Below are 17803 nucleotides of genomic sequence, written 5' to 3'. Positions count from 1 at the left end.
CACTCAGTTACAAGAATTTTTTTATCGACTACTTGTGGATTCGAGTCGCTCCATAGTAGGCTGAGATTGGTTTTAAATCTTCAAAACCAATCAAATTCACGACCCCACCTCGTTCCTCATAGTCCCGCTTGAAACTTTGCAAAAATTCAATGGCCGAAAACCCAATCATTTTGACGTTCTTGTCAAACTTAAGATCCACTCGCTCGCCTGGAGCAATTTTTCTGAAAATTAATTTCAATGAAATCATGTTTGAAAATAACAAAGCATGTTTTACATACAATTCATGGACTTTGTTTTCAGACTTTACAGTGATATCGGCAACAAAGATGTATCGAAGAGGAACTCCAAAATAAATTTGAATCAAAATCGCAGTGACTATACCACAGAAAACACCAACTAGCAGATCTTCTACGATCGTAAGTATCACAGTCACTGAAAAGATAACGATTTGGTCCCAACCTTTTTCATAAGTTTCTTTGAAAACATGAGGAGAAGCCAATCGAATCCCCACCATAATCAAAATCCCGGCAAGTGACGCGAGAGGAATCCTATGAATCAATCCAGGCAAAAGTAAAATGAAAAAGAGTAAAAAGAGTCCATGAAAGAAATTGGACCATCGAGTTTTGGCACCATTTTCCATATTGGCTGAAGAACGAACCACCTCTGCGATGATAGGTAAACCTCCAATCCATCCGAGAAAAAAGTTACCGGCACCTTTTGCTACCAATTCACGATCCATATTGGATTTACGGCGGTACGGATCTGTGTTATCAACAGCCGTCGCCGTTAACAAAGATTCGATACTTGCAATCAAAGCAATCGTGATGACCATCACCCAAAAGATTCCGTCCTTCCATCGGGAGAAGTTAGGAAAAGTAATCCCATCATAAATATGAGCGGGTAAGTTTACTAATTTTTCGGGGCCAATTTTATATGTTTGATCGAGCAATGTATAGGAATGTTCATCTGCTAAATCAAAAACCACTCCAAGAATAATACCAACTAACACAGCTACGAGTGGTGCTGGTAGTTTTTTAATGAGAGGGTTTTTAATTTTTGCTAAGATGGCAATGATAACAATCGCCGAGATCCCGATGATGGCCACTTCCGGATTCACAAACGAAAAACTAAATGGAATTTCTAAAAGTAATCCACCGATCGTTTTGGCCTTAGGAGTGATTCCCAGTGCTACATAAAACTGTTTGGAAATAATGATAATTCCAATCGCTGCCATCATTCCATGTACAACAGAGATGGGAAAATAAACGGTTAAATTTCCTGCCTTCACAAATCCGAGGGCTATTTGAATGGCACCTGCGATCACAATGGCCGCAAGGGTCAGCTCAAAACCAAGTTTGGCATCCCCACCACCAAGTACCATAATCGAATTGAGAACCACAGCGATGAGTCCTGCTGCTGGTCCATTAATTGTTAGGTGAGATCCGCTTAACAAAGAAACGATGATTCCACCAACAATCCCGGAAAAAATTCCAGCCATCGGCGGAGCCCCTGAAGCCAGTGAGATGCCCAAACAAAGAGGCAACGCAATGAGAAACACAATAAAACCAGACAAAATGTCTGATCGCCAATTTTCCTTTAACCCAGGTAACCAATCTTTTACGTTGTCTTTACTGCCCATAGGGAACATCCTCTTTATCTAATTAACTATCTGTATATTTATATGTTTCTATTTTTCCGAAATTGATTTGGATTGATTCCAGACTGCTTTTTGAATTCCAAATAAAACGCCGACCTGGATCCAAATCCTGAAAGTTTTCCAACCTCAGCTACATTCAGTTCAGGCCGTTCATTTAGAATTGCCATAGCTTCTTTAATTCTATATTGGTTGAGTAAAGATGGAAAGTTGAAGTTGTATTCTGAGTTAATCAGCTCACTTAACTGGTGGTAAGAAAGTCCCATTTTAGAAGCAATGAGTTCTTCATTACAATCCGGTTCCAAATATATTTTTTCAGCAACTAACAACGATTCCAGTTTATTTCGAAATTCTGTTTTATCTAATTTCGTAGTAACAGATCTGAATCTGGTTTTTGATTTGTCTCGTTTTTCATAATTCCGCAAAAACAAAAAAGAACCCGCTGTCAAAAAGGGTAGATAGAATACAGCAGCATAAATGAAAAACGGTTGGTAAGGATAAAAATCAAAGTGGAACAATGTCTTTAAGAAGACGGAAAAAAGGAAAAAGAACCAACCAAATACATAAGTCCTCGCATCACTTTCTTCTTTTGAGAATAAAGAATTATGAGTTTTGAATAAATGATAAGCAGCGGTTCCAAATATAGACAATACTAGAAAGATTCTAAATTCATACACTCTCGGATAGAGAGGAACTAACAAATAAAGAAACCCGGCAAAGCCAGAAACCCAAAACCCTATCTGATTTGAAAAACGATTCCCCACAAAACGATCGAAAGATGCCAGATACAGAAAAAATATAAAATGATTAATAGATAAAAAGATATAATAGGAATGCCTAACTAAATCATTCGAATTTCCGAATATAGTGGCAATCTCCTTACCGTGCACCGAATACACGAGAAGGAAAAACATTAAAAAATGAACTAAGATCGAAATATAGACTCTTTCTTTTGATTTTAAATATTCAGAGATTGCCCAACCAAAGGATACAATTCCCATCATGGTGAAAAACAAAAACGTCAAAAATCGAAACAAAACGATGGAACGATAACTTGCATGGGAAACGGTCCGAATCGGGAAATTTAAATCTTCATTAGAAACTAAATAAATATAAAAATAACGACTTTCGTTGGCTCTCAGCGTAACATTAAAATGTGGGAAAGGGGAAAGGACTTCCATCCAATCTTCCCAAACATATCCGCTATAAGAAGTGGTGACCTCCCCATTTTCACCTTCCGAACAAAGTTCGACAAAGGGAATATTAATCCATTGGATGAGAATGCTGAAATAAGTATCTACCGATACGTCGTTTTTGATCTCAACGCGAACCCATTGCCCTCCTAATTCTCGTTTTCCTCGTAAGGAATCGGAACTGCGGTTGTCCATCCAGACAAAATTCCGCAAAGATTGGATAGATTCGTGGCTACAGGTTTTTGGAATTTCTGTCCGGTGAGGTACCAAAAATTGGACATTTTGGCTGATATTGCGGCCGTAGAAACTCTCAGGCTTCCATAAACATCCACCTAAACCGGCAAGGATTGCCAATAGGAGCATGATTTTAGCCATTCGTTTCATCGCAAACACCAGTCTTTGCAAATTCAGCGATCAAGGAAGCGATTTCGAGATTTATGGAAATTTGAAACTCAATATTTTTTGTCCAATTTTATGATATTGGACAAAACGAGTGTCTAAAATGATGGTAACCAGAGGGGGGAAATTATGGATTTCCACGCAGCACTCAACAACATTCTCAACCCACCGGTGCTTTTTTTCTTTTTAGGAATGGGTGTCGTATTTTTCAAATCAGACCTACGAATTACAGAGGGAGTCTCCAAATTCCTTTCTTTGTATCTTTTATTCTCTATCGGCTTCAAAGGAGGGCATGAACTTTTCAAATCACCTTTTGCAGAAGAACATCTAATGACACTCATTGCTTGTATGTTTATGGCATGTTTTGTTCCGATCTACTCTTACTTTATCTTTAGAGCTAAACTAGATCATGCAAATTCAGCAGCTCTTGCCGGAAGTTTCGGATCCATTAGTGCAGTGACCTTTGTAACTGCAGGTGCTTTTTTACATAGTTATGGATATGAATACCAAGGTTTCATCGTTGCAGGAATGGCTCTTATGGAATCACCCGCTATCGTTCTTGCTGTGATCATTGATCGATTGGGTAAAAAGAAAAGTAACGAAAACCTAAACGAAAAAATCCAGTGGAAACAATTACTTCACGAAGCTTTCTTTAGTTCTTCTGTATATATTCTGATTGGAGCCCTGATTGTTGGTTATTTATCAGGTGAGTCTGGATGGAATACAACGAAACCATTCACAGAAGATATTTTTAAAGGTCTACTCACCTTCTTTCTATTGGATAAAGGAATCGATGCAGCAAGACAGATGCGTGAATTGAAAAAGGTGGGATTCTTTCTTGTAGGATCGGCACTCATCATTATGTTGATCAACGTAGTCATTTCCATCCTCCTCACAAAAATCATACAAATGCCGATTGGTGATGCCCTTATGTTTGTGGTTCTCTGTGCCTCAGCATCTTACATTGCAGTGCCAGCAGCTATGAAGGAATCCATTCCAGAAGCAAACCCAAGTATCTATTTAACGGTTGCTTTATCGATTGTATTTCCTATCAACATCATCGTTGGAATTCCTTTATACTTTTATATTCTTAAAGTAATGTCGGGAACTACGTAAGTTAAAGGAACATTTACATTTATCAGAAAAGGGGATACATCATGACTATATCAAAAGGTTATTTCTATTTTCTATTGTTAGCGGTATTTTTGCCGCTAACAATTACGATGGCAGAACCAATGGAAACACCGAGTTCTGAAGGAACCACTCAAACTCCCAAACCTTACGTTTCTTCAATGAAAGAGAAAGGGATTGATCCTGAATACAATCGCCATATGTTTGTGGAACCAGAACTATCTAAACATTCAGCAAATTCACAACAATTTTGGTTAAATGATGTATTACGTTTTGGTTTGTATCTAAGGCCAAGGCAAGAATCCAGATACAATATGGATTTCAATGCGTCTGATAAAGGTTACACGGATAGAACCGTCCAAACATCTTCGATTTATTTTATCTTTGATCCCAGTCCCTATATACAAGCCAAAGTAACCCTCCAAGATGCTCGTGTTTGGGGCGGGGAATCACCTGCATCTACCGGTGACATCCGAGCCAATTTTTTTAACAACACAGCAGACATTTATTCCAAAAACCAAACCAATGCCGCCTCCTTAAACCAAACAGGAATTAGAGAAGCATTTTTAACACTGAATCAACTTCCTTTACGTTCCAAGTTACAAGTTGGACGACAAATTTGGGCCTATGGTGACCAACGTATGATCGGTGGTGGGAACTGGACTGTCAATGGACTCTCCTTTGATGGGGCAAGGCTTATGTTCAACTACGACAATTTCAAAATCCATTTTCTAATGGCACGCCCGTATTGGACGCAAAGCGGAACCAATGGAGTGGTATCAGCAAACGATCCCAAACTCAATTCGGCTGCCACGGGAACAGACACCACATTACTCGGAACCTATAATAGTTTTACCATTCCTGATTGGTTCACTTTGGATCTTTATAGTTTGGGTGTGGTTCGCAAATGGAAAAAAAATCCAGTAAATCCAATTACCGGACTTCCTGAATCTTCAAATGATGATCCACTCGCAGCCAACAGAAGTAAACAAAATCAAAACTTGATCACCACTGGATTTCGTCTCACCAACAGAACCAAAGGAAACTTTTTACCAGAAGGAAAGTCATGGGATTTCACTTGGGAATCTGCCTTCCAAACTGGAACGAGTGGACGACGAATCCAAGACCCTTATCTAAAAGAATACCTTCCTAGCGAATATGACAACACAAGAACCGAAAGAGAAAGGTATACAGGCCAAATGCATGTCTTCCAAACAGGATATACTTTTTTCAAAAAACTAAGATTAGGTGGTCAGGTATTGTATGCTTCTGGGGACAAAAATAGAGCGGATGCTTCTGTATCCACATTCCAAACATTGGCCAATCCCCGATTTGGAGTGATTCCCTATTTTAATAGTGTGGCCGGAATTTCAGAAAATATCAATGCGCAGAATCTATATTCCAAATCTGTCAGTATCACTTACCAAACAGAATCCTTTGGTGAATTCCAAATTACTTATTTCCAAAATGATAAAGCAGAAAAACAAGATGCATGGTATGCCATTAGTGGTGCTGCCAACTCCACAAGTTCCCTTGGTGAAAAAAATCCCTATCCTGTATCAGCTGACAAAGGTAGTACGGAAAACTATTCCAACAATTCCTATTCATCACCTTATGCACTGGGGAAACGGATTTATACGGAAGTGGATTTAACTTGGCACGGGAAAATTAATGATTTTGTTTCCTTATGGATGGGATTTGGGTATTTGAACGCAGGAGATTCCGTCCGTAACTATCGGAATAGCAAAGTCCAATACAATACCACAACACAGTCCTTTGAATGGAACCAAAACTACTTACAAGGCAAAAACCAACTGGCAAGGGATGCTTATATGGCCTATGCCCAAATCAACGCTGCTTTTTAAGAAAAACGTTCGATTTTTGTATGGATTTGAATACCATGGAGGTCAGATTGATTCAAATCCATGTTGGAAGCCTCAAACAAACAAAGACGGATTCGCAATAGCCTCTCTCGCGAGGAAATTAAAAACGTCTCCCTTCTCATTTTAAAGGAAGAAGGGCTGGAAGGTCTTTCCATGCGAAAGATCGCCAATAGACTCGGTTGCAGTGTTGCCAGTCCCTATTCGTATTACGAAAGCCAAATCGATCTTGTCCAAGACTTAATCAAATCCGGTGAGGATGAACTCCTCTCCATGTTAAAAAAAGCAAGTGCTGAAGAAGAATCTGGTTTTGCCTTCCAACAATTGGCCGCCATTGCCCGTTCCTATTTTAACTTCGCCAGTAACAACCGTGAATTACACAAAGTCATGTTTGTCACCGATTACGGTGGAGTCCATAGAAAGGCCTTCCCTCAATTGCCAAAAAGTTATCGTTTCTTTTTAGAAACGGTTCGCATTGGATTTGAGTCCGGCGAAATTCCTTATCCTAAAAATGAATATCCTGCCATTGCTCGGATGATGTGGAGTTGGATGTATGGAGTGATTGTTTTGGATATGACAGGAATGCTTCGTAAACGAAAAGGTTCCGGAAATCCCATTGAAGAAGGGATTTCCTATTTCCAAAAACTCCTGAGTAAAAAGTATCCTAACAATAAATAGGTGCTGCAGTATTTAAGAAAAACTTTAGTATCAAAGTATACTAACCAATACTTGGCGAAATTTCCAAACCGTCATTTTCATCATCTTCAACTTCTTCCGCTTCGGAAGTAACCAAAACAGAAGTTCCTTTGTCTTTTAACCGAATGAGCTCACTTCGAATATAACTAAGGGTTTCTGACGCATCTTTGACTTCCCGGATGGGATTACCCACCGACAAACGAATGGGTTGATTCAAATTATAAGCATCTAAGAACATAGGAATGATGGGTAGGCCATAACGTTTGCTGAGTACTGCCATACCGGGATGGAGTTTGCGAGACTTTCGGAACCCACGAAACCAAGTACCTTCCGGGAAAATTCCAATCCCCAAACTACCTTTAGCGATCCGTTGTTTCATTTCTTTCATTGTGCGCGGATCTGATTCGTTACGATTCACAGGGATGAGGTCAATCGATGTAACAATCCCTTTGATGAGTTGTTCCACTTTTTGTTTTTTTGCCTTCTGAAAACTATCTTTTGGTTTTTTACCGGAATCAATACTGGCAAGAGCCGTTGTATAAATTCCATATCGTTTCAAAACTCCACGAATCACAAAGGCATCATAAGGAAGTGTAATGAATCGTAAAAATTTATTCCGAGGTTTGATATGATTGGCAATGAGAATCACCGATTTACCGCTAAACTCTCGTAAGATGTGATCGTTTTCCAATTTCACTTTTTTTCTTCCATAAATTTGGCGCATGGGTTTTACAAATGCCCACATAAAAATAAAACCGATCAGCCGACCTAAAACGTAAAACATATAATCCCTCTACTCTGTTAGAACTAGTTGTTCCCAGTTGGTTGCAAAATTCACTGCGTAAATTTGTCTCTAAGCTTAGAATCTTAAAAAAAAATCAAATTGTAATGATTTTCTGCAAAGGCAAAACGATTCTTTACATTTGACAATTCCCCCTTTGGCAAAATCCTGGGAAATACCTTTAGGGAGGAAATAGGTGAAATTCCTATGCTGACCCGCAACTGTAATCCAAACCAAAGTTTGGTGAGCCAGATCTTCCCCGTAAAGTTTACCTCGTGGTAAAGGAACTTTACACACTGATTCCAAATGTCCTCCATTTGGATCCAGGGGCCCCGAAGGCATCGGGGCACCCGAAACAAGCGCTAAAACAATATTTTTCAATTAGGAAAGACCTAACAAAAGTTTGTTTATCGCTAAATCGAGTTCCCTGAATTTTTAACTATTTAGGAGACTTCTATGAAAAGAACACTCAAAACCACTGCCCTTTCCCTGATTTTGCTCGCACTCATTGCTTGCAGCACAGAAAAACAAGTTTCTGAAACAGATTCAAATAACAATCTACTCATGGGATTGTTAGCTGGTCAAGTATCCGAATCAAGTAAAGATTTTACTTTGAACGGTGTTTGGAATAGTTTCACTGGAAATGCAACCACATTGGATACCATAACTACATTCTCTGCTAAATACGGCACTCACGGATTACAACTAGACGACAGTTCTGCTTTCGGTGGTTTCTCTAGCTGTTACATCATTATTGAATTTAACAATGCAGAAGGAAGTTTCATCACTCAAAACCCTGAAAACAACGGTGGATGTTTTGCTGGTGATACAAACAAGGGAAAATACAACAAAGTATTCTATTTTAAAAATACTGCGAAAGAAAACTCTTATTGGTTATGCACAGTTGCTTTTGGAAAAACATACGATGTTGCAAAAGCGCAAGCTGATACATCCACTAGAACAAATCCTGGTAGCTCCGGTTGCGGTGCTTCTGCATTCTCAAGATACGACAAGAAAATATAATCGTTTCTAATCGAGAAGTTGACTGAAGTCCCTATTGCAAAGATGGGGACTTCCAGTGATGAATGTAACTGATGTTTCAAAAAAAGAAATTACAACTTGGACTGGACTTTACGGAATCAATTCCTAAATTGGGAGATGCGATGCAAAAACATTTCAAAATAAAAACATTATGTCCTTTGTTTCTGATCTTATTTGTATCCTTTTCCTTTTGTAAAAAATCTGCATCTGGTTCCGCAGAAGAGAATCTTGCTGCTCTGTTACCTTTACTGAATGCAGCTTCCAATGCTAGTGTTTGCCCAAAGGCAACACTCCCCACGGACATCTATCTTGCTACAACCGTCGTGAGTGCAAACTCCAGTATCTCTGGTTTTAACGATCCAAAAAAAGCAATCAACGGAGTTTGTGGTGCAGGAGAGATGGCAGGTTCCCTCGATGTCTATGCATTGGACATCACTGGAGCCGGTGCAACGATAGTTCTCAGTTGGGGAGGCAAAACTGTAAAAAATGCCTCTGACTTAGACTTTATCATCTATGATAATAGTTTCCGCATCTCTGATGATAGCAATACCTATGCCATGGATCCTTCCGTCGTTCAAGTTTCAATTGATGGAACGAATTTTTGCGGGTTTAACCCCAGTTATTCGGGAGCCAATGTCAACTTAATGGACAGTTGGACTCGTTTCGGTGGACTCCGCCCTGTTTATTACAATATGACCACAAAACCGTATTCCAACGAAGACCTTTTCATTAACACCGGTGGTTCGTTTTTGTTAGGTGGCGGTGATGGTTTCGATTTAGACAATTTAGACCCAGCCGATCCGAATGATATCGGTTGTGATACAACCTTAGCCAATAATATCAAAGCAAACGGCTTTAAATTCCTAAAGATTACCTCCGCAAGCAATGTGAACAATCCAAACACAGGAATCAACTTTCCTTGGCCTCCTGGAAGTTATAATGGAAGCGACATTGATGGAGTCGTTGCACGCGAAATTCAATAATGGTTTGCCATTATGTCTGATTTGTCTTCTTCGATGTTCTACTAAAAAAACATTAAAAAACGACCTGTATTTCAGTTGACCGATCCTTAAAAAGAGTTCTTTTTTTTAGAACCACACCTCGGTGCGCATCCAAAAATAAACGGAGACAGAATTGAATCAAAAGGGACCCATTATTATTGGGGAATACCATACCATTCCAGAAAATTTGCCTGCTGATGGCCAACTTCGATTGATCTTCCAACCAATTGATATGACTTCGTACTGGAGACGGTGTGGACTTACTGCAAATTTTGTTGCCGGATTTTATTCGTACTGTTATGAAGCTAGTGAATCGAAAGCTAACTCCCTATCGACGATCATTAACGAACTTCTTGAAAATGCCTCTAAGTTTTCGAAAGCAAGACAAGGCAGGATCAACGTAGAATTAAAACAATACGGAAATCTTTTAAGAATTGATGTTTTAAATGTGGCGTCAAAAACCTTACGAGATAGTTTTGAGCTTTTTGTAAACAAACTCCAGTCTGGGAACGTCGAGGAAATGTATTTTTCTACACTCGAAGCCAAAGAAGATGGAGAAACTAAATCGGGATTGGGCCTTCTTATGATCTTAAAGGACTACCCTGTCCGTTTTGGTTATAGTTTCCATGAGATCGATGTCGATACTCATGAAATCACAGTAAGAGCAATTATTAACGTAGAAGAGATATAATAGGCGAAGCTTCATGGAAATCAAAGACTTAGATTACAATATACAATACAACGAAGCCACTAAGACTGTCAAATTCGTAGGCTCCATCCGATTGCAGAACTTACCCGCTTATGAACCTATAAAATTATTTTTAAGAGACGCAGCCAAACTTAGCCAAGGATCCGCACTGACCTTGGACTTCAGAGATTTACAATTTGTAAACAGCTCAGGGATCACTACCCTATCCATGTTTATTATTGATTCAAGAAAAACGGCAGCTTACCAAATCAAAATCCAAGGATCCACCAACATTTCTTGGCAGTCGAAATCTCTATCCAATTTCAAAAAACTTTGGGACCAAGTGGTTTTAGAAATCTCTTAAAATCACAGGCCCCCAACCCTCCTCTTTAAAAAAGGAAAAATCATTTGCAATTTATGCAAGATGTATAATGTTATAATCAATGTTCCGCAATTTTTTTTTGCGCGAAATATAACGAAAGAAAACCTTACTCTATGCCGCAATCTCCCGCTAACGCAAATCGATTCGTCCTATCCGACTACTACAAGAAACAACTAAAAGAGATTGCCTACCAAGGGGAATTCCGGGCAGAAACTTTCGCGACCAAGTTCCGATTCTTCTTCCTTGGAATGATCTTTATCTTTTCCACTTTGGGACTGCTTTCTGGCCGTCCTATTGTTGAGTTTTATTACCAAATTTCCGCCATCTTAATTCTACTCAGTTATAACTTCATTGTTCTTTATTCGTTAAAAAAATCTGGCAAGTATCTTAATATCTTTAAATTCCTTTCTTCCTTTTTAGAGATTAGTCTACTAACATTCGTTATAGGATATACGGCAAACGCACAAAAAAACCCGAGCCTTGTGTATGCAGCTCCAATGATCTATGTGTTCTTCATTCTCATCGCACTCGCTTCGATACGGAATAATACAAAGACTATCATCTTTGCGGTCATTGTACTAATTGTTGAGTATGCATCTCTAACCATTTACTTCTATCCAGAGATGACCGATTTGAATACAAAACTCATCGAGTTGTCGTCCCATCTGAAACCAAACTTTCTGGAAGAAAACAGTACCTTCTTTTTAGTCAGTGCTATTCCTATGGGAATTTTTCTCATCCTGACATACATGATTGTCACAGGTGGGTTGATACTTTATGCAATCCGCAATACATCTCGTACTTCTCATGAACAAGCAGATTTAATTTTTAGTACAGAAAAACAAGCCATCTTAGAAGAGAACATGCATCTCGGAATGGAATTGGAAGTAGCAAGACAGATTCAGGCCATGGTGCTTCCTCGTAACGAGGAATTAAAAAAGATCCAAGAACTAGAAATTTCTGCTCGGATGGACGCAGCCAAAGAAGTGGGTGGTGACTATTACGATGTAATCCACCATGAAGACGGAACTGTTTATATTGGAATAGGCGACGTAACAGACCACGGGCTTGCTTCCGGAGTGGTGATGCTTATGACTCAGTCAGCGTTTATCACAACTTTACGTTCAACGGTAATTTCTTTACGTGAATCCCTTCGTTCCATCAACTCTATATTGTTTTCCAATATTCATATTCGAATGAATGACATTCGGAACCTTACCTTGTCTTTATTTTCTTATAAAAATGGTGTGTTTAGCACCGTGGGACAACACGAGACCATTATCGTCTATCGTCATACTCTGAAAAAAACAGAAATTATAGATACCGTCGATAATGGTATGTTAGTTGGTTTAACAGAATCTATTGACGATTTTATTCATGAAAAACAAATTCCTCTCCAACCAAAGGACATCATCCTATTATATACAGATGGAGCAACGGAGGCCGAAAATCCTAAAAGGGAACAATTCGGATCTCAAAGGTTAATCGAATCACTCGAAAGACATATAGAACTTGATAATACTGACGCTATTTTAGACGCCATCTTTAAAGATATCTACGTCTTCATTGATGGAATGGATGTTTATGATGACATTACCATCATGATCATGCGTAAAAAAGATTAAAAATCCTACCTTGGTCAATGGATTAATTTTCGCAGAATAACGCCGATTAATGCAAAATGAGTCAGAAAAAGCGCTTGCGGCATTGAAACTACTCATATACAGTCGTTAGTTGAACTAGAACTATGCGAAAGTACGGCAATTTTAAATCTGCAAATAGTATCAAACAAGAACCCGTTTCCAAAATTCAAATCCAATTAAAACCTTTGGATTTAATGCGGCATTGGCGCCGGATCGGAATCATGTCCGACTTTATTGGTTATTTTTACGGTTTTTCTTTTTTACCCGATATCCCTTCCGATTCGATGGATATGAAAAATTCAGATATCGTTAATTCCATCTCCACCGTGTTTAATGAATTATTAGAAAATGCTGCAAAATATTCTTATGATAAAAAAGCAGATATTGACATCTCTCTCATCCATAGAGGCAAAATCTTTGAAATATTAGTTCAGAACCAATCGAATGAACAAAATGTAATAGCTTACGAAACCAGTTTAAAAGAAATTTTCTCTACAAACGATTTGGAAAGTTTGTATCTGGAAAAACTAGAAACCAATGAAAACGATCCGCAACATTCTGGAATCGGTCTGATCATAGTTTTGAAAGATTATCCGGTAGAAATGGAAGTTATTATTGAATCGAACGGGGAAGAAACTACCGTCACAAACCGTGTCATTTATTTTACAGACGGGTTCCCTCAATGATAATCTCTAAGATCTGATTTACCTCTTTACGGAAAATTTCTTCTTCTTCCTTGGATTTGATTTGTTTCCACTTCCGTTCGTTTAACACAGCAAAGCCGTGAACACCACTCCAAAAACTCATCATAAGAGTGTCTGTAGGGACAGAATTTTTTAACTTCAAAGACTTTTGGCCAAACTCCACAATTTTATACATTCCCAAATAGGCTAACTTTCCGCATTCTCTCAAATCCTCTGAGATCGGATCACCAGAAACATAAATCTCACCACCAAACATAAGTTCTGATCTTCTTGGATTTTTTAGGAGGAGAGAAATATACTCTTCACCGGCCTTTTTTACTTTTTCCAAAGGATCATCCGAATAGGCCCAGGCTCTCTCCATACCCTCTGTGAGTTCCCGAAATCCGTCAGTTACGAGGGCTTGGAGGAGGTCCATTTTTTTGGGAAAATGGCGATAAGGGGCGGTATGGCTCACACCCAAGTCACCTGCGATGTCACGCAAACTCAAGGCGGAGACTCCTTTGGTTTCTAGGACCTTTCGGGAGTGTTCTAAAACCTCTTCTCTAAGATTTCCATGGTGGTAGGTGCTGGATTTCGAGGGAGTCGCCGAATTTGGTTTGGGGAGGGTCTGTTTTTTTTTGGCAGGTTTCATATTAAAAATGTTTACAATGTATACTTTCTATGTTGACAGAGTATACATTTATATTTACACTGTCTACATTATGGATTTTGCCAACTATAGAAAACAACCACTTTTTTGGAATGGGATCGCTATGGCAGTGCTCACAGTTGCCATCCTTCCCCTCCTATTCCTCGATACAAGAACCCTTTTAGGAGTCAATGTCTGGGTCAAACCCCTCAAGTTTTCCCTATCCGTGGGATTGTACTCCTTCACTACCGTTTGGGTTATGTTTACCTTTCTCAGAGATTGGAAACACCAACACAAAATCCAAATGGTTTTAACGATTACTTCGTTCATTGAGATTGTCCTCATCACCTTACAAGCGGCACGCGGAGAAGCAAGCCACTTCAATATCACAACCACTTGGAACCAAATTGTATTTTCGGTTATGGGCACAAGTATTTCCATATTCTGGGCCTTCCACCTTTGGATGGGATACAAAATCTTTCGGAAAGAAGCCATTCCAGAGTCGGTAAAAGAAAGTCTTGTTTGGGGGCTCACCATTGCTGGTTTTGGAATGATCATTGGTTTTATGATGACCTCCCCTAGACCAGAACAATTAGAGGCAATGAAAGCAGGGATCTTAGAAACCAGTGGCTCCCACCAGTTCGGTAGTGGAGATCCTGGCAAAGGAATCTTATTTTTTGGTTGGAGTACAAAACTCGGTGATATGCGTGTTCCCCATTTTTTTGGAATGCATGTGATGCAGATTTTTGTTTTTCTTGCCGCTTATTTGAGTCGAAAAGTTGATACTTTGCAAAACCGAACTTTGGTTCGATTCACTGGAATTCTATTCTTATCAATGAATGTCATCATGGTCATCCAAACTTTCAATGGAGAGTCTGTGTTTCACTTGAATCCTATGTATACGAGTCTCTATGGAATTTCCTTGTTACTCATATCTCTTTGTCTCTTAAAAATAATTTCACAACCCACAAAAATGCAAAAGCAGGTCACTATATGAACCCTTCCCTAATTTTTCAAATTGCCAATGGCATCACAGTCATCGCTTGGTTAGTTTTGATCCTATCACCAAACCAATTGAAGGTGATTCGACCTTTGAGAGTCTTCGTATCTGGACTTTTACTCGGCGGAGTTTATGTGTTTGCTCTTATCATCGGAAATGGACAGGCCGAAGGAGATTTTTCTAGTTTGGAATCGGTAAGGTCTCTTTTTGCCAATGATTACTTTTTATTGGCAGGATGGATTCATTATCTTGCCTTTGATTTGTTTCTTGGAACCTGGGAAGTGGAAGACGGAATTAAAGAAGGAATTCATCGTTTCCTTCTTGTTCCCATTTTGGCCCTTACATTTTACTTTGGGCCGGCAGGATGGTTATTGTATTTGGTTTTAAGACTGGTTACAAAAAAGATAACCAAAAAGGTAAAAACAACCTAACCACCATATACATCGAGGAGAGAAAGAACTCGTTGGCATCTGTTCTTTTTCTCTTCATCACTTTCTAATTCGGCAATTTCCAAATTTTCAAAAGCTAGATCCCTACCTGTTTTTTCATCTAAGGTTTTAGCGTTGGACTTCGCACCAGATTCTAATAACAAAGCAAGCACAGCAGAATTTCCAAATTTACAAGTTTCGTGTAAAGCCGTACTACCAGTGTTATCTGAGATATGAATATCGATTCCTGCATGGATTAATCTTTTTGCCATACTCGGTTCCCCAAAAACTGAACACCAATGTAAAGGGGTCATTCCATTCACGGACTGAAGATTTACCCGGGCACCTCGGCGAATGAGTTCATCCATAAGCGCTGTTTTTTCTTGTAAACGAAGTGTACTATCCTGACACAACTTAAAGATGGCTGTTTCTCCATTGGCATCCAGTTGGTTGGGATCGGCCCCTCGTTCCAAAAGACGCATACACGATTTGTATCGTGCACGAACAAAACTTTCCTGTAACAAAGAAAAACCCAAAGGATTACGAATCGGATCTTGGATTACATAATCTAGAGACCCCACAGTTCGAACAAAGGAATCCAAAAGATAAACATCATCGGAATCCAACCAATCGAGAGTTTTGTCCTCGTTTTTAGATTCCAAACTAGAACCTAAATGGTTTTCATAACCTTCCGGAAATTTATGTTTCAGCAGTGGGATAAATAATGGTTCTGTTTCCGAATGACAGACGACTTCATGAATCAATTGCCAATGTTTTTGATTGGGAACTACTTCATTTGAAAGAAGAAAAATTAAGGTTTCATTTAACTTCTTTTGACTGAGTTGGAAAGTTACCTGTAAGTTCTCTTCTTTAAAATGAACTTCTGAAATGGAAGATGGGTTTTCCGGCCAATGGTACATGACAAGAGTGAGTAATTCATCTTTGAGATGTTCGTTTAAAAGGGAAAAATTTTCCTGTAAGGATAAGATATTTCCAGACAATGCAAAAATCTTAGACGCGAGTTCACTGGAAACAAATTCGGGAAGTTTTTTATCAGAATCGCCATGCTCATCGAATTGGATTTTGTAAATATGTGTGGCAGTAAAACTTCCGTGTAACAAAGTGTTCCACTGATCTGCAATGGCCAAATACAATTTCCCTGAAACAAAACGATCATCTAACGAATCTATAGTGATTGATAATCTTACAGGGGAAGTATTTACATTTTGATTGATGATAATTTTTAAAGTTTTGGAAGGAGATTCAGATGTGATATCGAAGAGTAAATTTTTTAACCGAGTAATCTCAGGTAATCCGGAAATCGAAATTCGTAAATCGTGTTCGTTTCCCTCTTCATCTTTCAAAAAAACAAGTTCTTCATTTGACCAATCAGATACAAAATCCGTGGAGTATCTTCCAAAAATCTGACCTTGGAGTTTGTGTTCAGGAATTGAATCATTAAAATGAAGATCAAATAACACGAGTGAGTCGGAGGTCCCTGACTCAAATTCAATACGGTAATCAAAATGGTTCCAGGAAGAACATTTTTTGCAGCGATACTTCCCTTTTTTTCCTTCCAATTTGGAAGTTGAAACAGAGTGGCCACTAAAACAATTAGAACAGGATAAGATCGTTTTCATATTTCGCTTGTTCCGATTAATAAAACAGGAGAGTTTTGACGGATCAATCGAAAATTAATATCTTATCACCATTCAGGCAGGAATTCATGGGACAAAACCAATATTTGGTCATCGGAGGATCGGGAGAGGCGGGCCAAAGTGCCATCCTTTGTCTAAAAGAGAAAGATCCATCTGCCTATATCATAACATCAACTACAACAAACGAACCCGTGTCGAATGCGGATCTTACATTTTTTGACAAAAAAGCAGAGCCTGGCCTTTCGGAAAAGATTGTAGCAGATCTGGGAAATCACAATATCAGTCCCAGTTTTAAAGCCATCATCTACACTCCTGCCCTCGGAGAAGTGGGATTTCCGATTGCGGAGAGTAGTCCCAAACAAATCAAAGACACTCTCGGAATTTGTCTAGATCCCATTCTCGAATTGGAAGAGGCATTGAAGCCAGAACTCATGGTCGCCTACTCTGCGTTTTACTGGCTCAGTCATACCTTGTCTTTTTATGGTTCCATGGGAGTTGCCAAATACAAAGCCGATCTTTGGGCATTAGAAAATCCAAAAAACAGAAAGATCGTCAGAGCAGGAACTTTTTTCTCTAAAAGTGTCAGAGGGATTTCGATTGTTCTCCAACGAACAATGAAAAAAACAAACAATCCAGACCTCCTAACATTAAAAAGTCGATTTGAAAACTCCGATCAAAAGTTTATGGATTTTTTTCTATCCTACGCTTGGGAACATGAAAAAGAGGCCTTTCAATCTCAATTTAAAACGCCATACCGACCCACGGAAAGAAAAGATCTAAGTCGTGGTTTGTCTTTGGCCTTGGAATCGAAGGCACCCATTGTCACTGTACTTGGTGATTGGTCCTGGGAAGAAACAGAACTTCCCAAAGTTCCGAATTGGTTTAGTCAATTCTAG

At 39.0% G+C, this 17803-nt stretch carries 17 protein-coding genes and 1 riboswitch; of the genes, 12 read left to right on the top strand and 5 right to left on the bottom strand.

Going from position 1 to position 17803, the window contains the following annotated elements; genetic code table 11:
- Positions 1-28 precede the first annotated feature (28 nt).
- The gene (locus tag JWG41_RS19835; RefSeq protein ID WP_205271314.1) at positions 29-1639 is read right to left on the bottom strand and encodes a SulP family inorganic anion transporter; all 1611 of its coding nucleotides are present in this window, start codon (positions 1637-1639) and stop codon (positions 29-31) included.
- A gap of 38 nt (positions 1640-1677) precedes the next feature.
- Positions 1678-3231, bottom strand: coding sequence for a helix-turn-helix domain-containing protein (locus JWG41_RS19830; RefSeq protein WP_205271315.1), 1554 nt, complete (start codon positions 3229-3231; stop codon positions 1678-1680).
- A gap of 144 nt (positions 3232-3375) precedes the next feature.
- On the opposite strand from JWG41_RS19830, the gene JWG41_RS19825 reads away from it, so the two are divergent.
- The 3 genes from JWG41_RS19825 to JWG41_RS19815 are packed head-to-tail and all read left to right on the top strand — an operon-like array spanning position 3376 to position 6935.
- On the top strand, positions 3376-4362 hold the full coding sequence (locus JWG41_RS19825) for a sodium-dependent bicarbonate transport family permease (protein ID WP_205271316.1): 987 nt from the start codon (positions 3376-3378) through the stop codon (positions 4360-4362).
- Positions 4363-4403: 41 nt separating this feature from the next.
- A complete protein-coding gene (locus JWG41_RS19820; protein ID WP_205271317.1) occupies positions 4404-6242 on the top strand; it encodes an alginate export family protein in 1839 nt (612 codons plus the stop codon).
- Between the two features lie 60 nt (positions 6243-6302).
- The gene (locus tag JWG41_RS19815) at positions 6303-6935 is read left to right on the top strand and encodes a TetR/AcrR family transcriptional regulator (protein ID WP_205271318.1); all 633 of its coding nucleotides are present in this window, start codon (positions 6303-6305) and stop codon (positions 6933-6935) included.
- Positions 6936-6975: 40 nt separating this feature from the next.
- On the opposite strand, the gene JWG41_RS19810 is transcribed toward JWG41_RS19815, so the two are convergent.
- Complete coding sequence (locus tag JWG41_RS19810; protein WP_205271319.1) at positions 6976-7737, bottom strand: lysophospholipid acyltransferase family protein; 762 nt, start codon at positions 7735-7737, stop codon at positions 6976-6978.
- Between the two features lie 149 nt (positions 7738-7886).
- Positions 7887-8011: riboswitch (cobalamin riboswitch) on the top strand.
- Positions 8012-8190: 179 nt separating this feature from the next.
- Between JWG41_RS19810 and JWG41_RS19805 the strand changes: the two genes are divergently transcribed.
- The 6 genes from JWG41_RS19805 (at position 8191) to JWG41_RS19780 (ending at position 13175) form a co-directional block, all read left to right on the top strand.
- A complete protein-coding gene (locus JWG41_RS19805) occupies positions 8191-8757 on the top strand; it encodes a hypothetical protein (protein ID WP_205271320.1) in 567 nt (188 codons plus the stop codon).
- Between the two features lie 140 nt (positions 8758-8897).
- Positions 8898-9758 carry an LIC_13355 family lipoprotein gene (locus JWG41_RS19800; protein WP_205271427.1) on the top strand — a complete coding sequence of 287 codons (861 nt, stop codon included), beginning with the start codon at positions 8898-8900 and terminating at the stop codon, positions 9756-9758.
- 151 nt (positions 9759-9909) lie between these two features.
- Positions 9910-10467: a slr1658 superfamily regulator gene (locus JWG41_RS19795; RefSeq protein WP_205271321.1), complete on the top strand. Its 558-nt coding sequence runs from the start codon at positions 9910-9912 to the stop codon at positions 10465-10467.
- Between the two features lie 13 nt (positions 10468-10480).
- Positions 10481-10828 (top strand): slr1659 superfamily regulator, encoded by a 348-nt coding sequence (locus JWG41_RS19790; RefSeq protein ID WP_205271322.1) that lies wholly within the window; start codon positions 10481-10483, stop codon positions 10826-10828.
- Between the two features lie 131 nt (positions 10829-10959).
- On the top strand, positions 10960-12471 hold the full coding sequence (locus tag JWG41_RS19785) for a PP2C family protein-serine/threonine phosphatase (protein WP_205271323.1): 1512 nt from the start codon (positions 10960-10962) through the stop codon (positions 12469-12471).
- A 122-nt stretch (positions 12472-12593) separates the two neighbouring features.
- Positions 12594-13175, top strand: coding sequence for a slr1658 superfamily regulator (locus JWG41_RS19780; RefSeq protein WP_205271324.1), 582 nt, complete (start codon positions 12594-12596; stop codon positions 13173-13175).
- Here the strand turns inward: JWG41_RS19780 and JWG41_RS19775 are convergent.
- Positions 13153-13824 carry a TetR/AcrR family transcriptional regulator gene (locus JWG41_RS19775; RefSeq protein ID WP_205271325.1) on the bottom strand — a complete coding sequence of 224 codons (672 nt, stop codon included), beginning with the start codon at positions 13822-13824 and terminating at the stop codon, positions 13153-13155. The genes JWG41_RS19780 and JWG41_RS19775 overlap by 23 nt on opposite strands.
- Before the next feature lie 70 nt (positions 13825-13894).
- Between JWG41_RS19775 and JWG41_RS19770 the strand changes: the two genes are divergently transcribed.
- Both JWG41_RS19770 and JWG41_RS19765 read left to right on the top strand, forming a co-directional pair.
- Positions 13895-14818, top strand: a complete 924-nt coding sequence (locus JWG41_RS19770) for a hypothetical protein (RefSeq protein ID WP_205271428.1) — start codon at positions 13895-13897, stop codon at positions 14816-14818.
- A complete protein-coding gene (locus JWG41_RS19765; RefSeq protein ID WP_205271326.1) occupies positions 14815-15252 on the top strand; it encodes an ABA4-like family protein in 438 nt (145 codons plus the stop codon). The genes JWG41_RS19770 and JWG41_RS19765 overlap by 4 nt, the downstream gene beginning before the upstream one ends.
- Here the strand turns inward: JWG41_RS19765 and JWG41_RS19760 are convergent.
- Entirely contained in the window at positions 15249-16889 is a 1641-nt protein-coding gene (locus tag JWG41_RS19760) for an ankyrin repeat domain-containing protein (protein ID WP_205271327.1), read from the bottom strand. The genes JWG41_RS19765 and JWG41_RS19760 overlap by 4 nt on opposite strands.
- Positions 16890-16975: 86 nt before the next feature.
- On the opposite strand from JWG41_RS19760, the gene JWG41_RS19755 reads away from it, so the two are divergent.
- Complete coding sequence (locus JWG41_RS19755; RefSeq protein WP_205271328.1) at positions 16976-17803, top strand: hypothetical protein; 828 nt, start codon at positions 16976-16978, stop codon at positions 17801-17803.

The organism is Leptospira chreensis, assembly GCF_016919165.1.
In the GTDB taxonomy this organism is placed as follows: Bacteria; Spirochaetota; Leptospiria; order Leptospirales; family Leptospiraceae; genus Leptospira_A; species Leptospira_A chreensis.
Note: the sequence above shows the minus strand (reverse complement) of the source record. Positions and strands in the feature narration are given on the sequence as shown.

Excerpts from the sequence above, each read along its gene's own strand:
- JWG41_RS19835 (WP_205271314.1), bottom strand. The coding sequence starts at position 1,639 with ATGGGCAGTAAAGACAACGTAAAAGATTGGTTACCTGGGTTAAAGGAA.
- JWG41_RS19830 (WP_205271315.1), bottom strand. The coding sequence starts at position 3,231 with ATGAAACGAATGGCTAAAATCATGCTCCTATTGGCAATCCTTGCCGGT.
- JWG41_RS19825 (WP_205271316.1), top strand. The coding sequence starts at position 3,376 with ATGGATTTCCACGCAGCACTCAACAACATTCTCAACCCACCGGTGCTT.
- JWG41_RS19820 (WP_205271317.1), top strand. The coding sequence starts at position 4,404 with ATGACTATATCAAAAGGTTATTTCTATTTTCTATTGTTAGCGGTATTT.
- JWG41_RS19815 (WP_205271318.1), top strand. The coding sequence starts at position 6,303 with ATGTTGGAAGCCTCAAACAAACAAAGACGGATTCGCAATAGCCTCTCT.
- JWG41_RS19810 (WP_205271319.1), bottom strand. The coding sequence starts at position 7,737 with ATGTTTTACGTTTTAGGTCGGCTGATCGGTTTTATTTTTATGTGGGCA.
- JWG41_RS19805 (WP_205271320.1), top strand. The coding sequence starts at position 8,191 with ATGAAAAGAACACTCAAAACCACTGCCCTTTCCCTGATTTTGCTCGCA.
- JWG41_RS19800 (WP_205271427.1), top strand. The coding sequence starts at position 8,898 with ATGCAAAAACATTTCAAAATAAAAACATTATGTCCTTTGTTTCTGATC.
- JWG41_RS19790 (WP_205271322.1), top strand. The coding sequence starts at position 10,481 with ATGGAAATCAAAGACTTAGATTACAATATACAATACAACGAAGCCACT.
- JWG41_RS19785 (WP_205271323.1), top strand. The coding sequence starts at position 10,960 with ATGCCGCAATCTCCCGCTAACGCAAATCGATTCGTCCTATCCGACTAC.
- JWG41_RS19780 (WP_205271324.1), top strand. The coding sequence starts at position 12,594 with ATGCGAAAGTACGGCAATTTTAAATCTGCAAATAGTATCAAACAAGAA.
- JWG41_RS19775 (WP_205271325.1), bottom strand. The coding sequence starts at position 13,824 with ATGAAACCTGCCAAAAAAAAACAGACCCTCCCCAAACCAAATTCGGCG.
- JWG41_RS19770 (WP_205271428.1), top strand. The coding sequence starts at position 13,895 with ATGGATTTTGCCAACTATAGAAAACAACCACTTTTTTGGAATGGGATC.
- JWG41_RS19765 (WP_205271326.1), top strand. The coding sequence starts at position 14,815 with ATGAACCCTTCCCTAATTTTTCAAATTGCCAATGGCATCACAGTCATC.
- JWG41_RS19760 (WP_205271327.1), bottom strand. The coding sequence starts at position 16,889 with ATGAAAACGATCTTATCCTGTTCTAATTGTTTTAGTGGCCACTCTGTT.
- JWG41_RS19755 (WP_205271328.1), top strand. The coding sequence starts at position 16,976 with ATGGGACAAAACCAATATTTGGTCATCGGAGGATCGGGAGAGGCGGGC.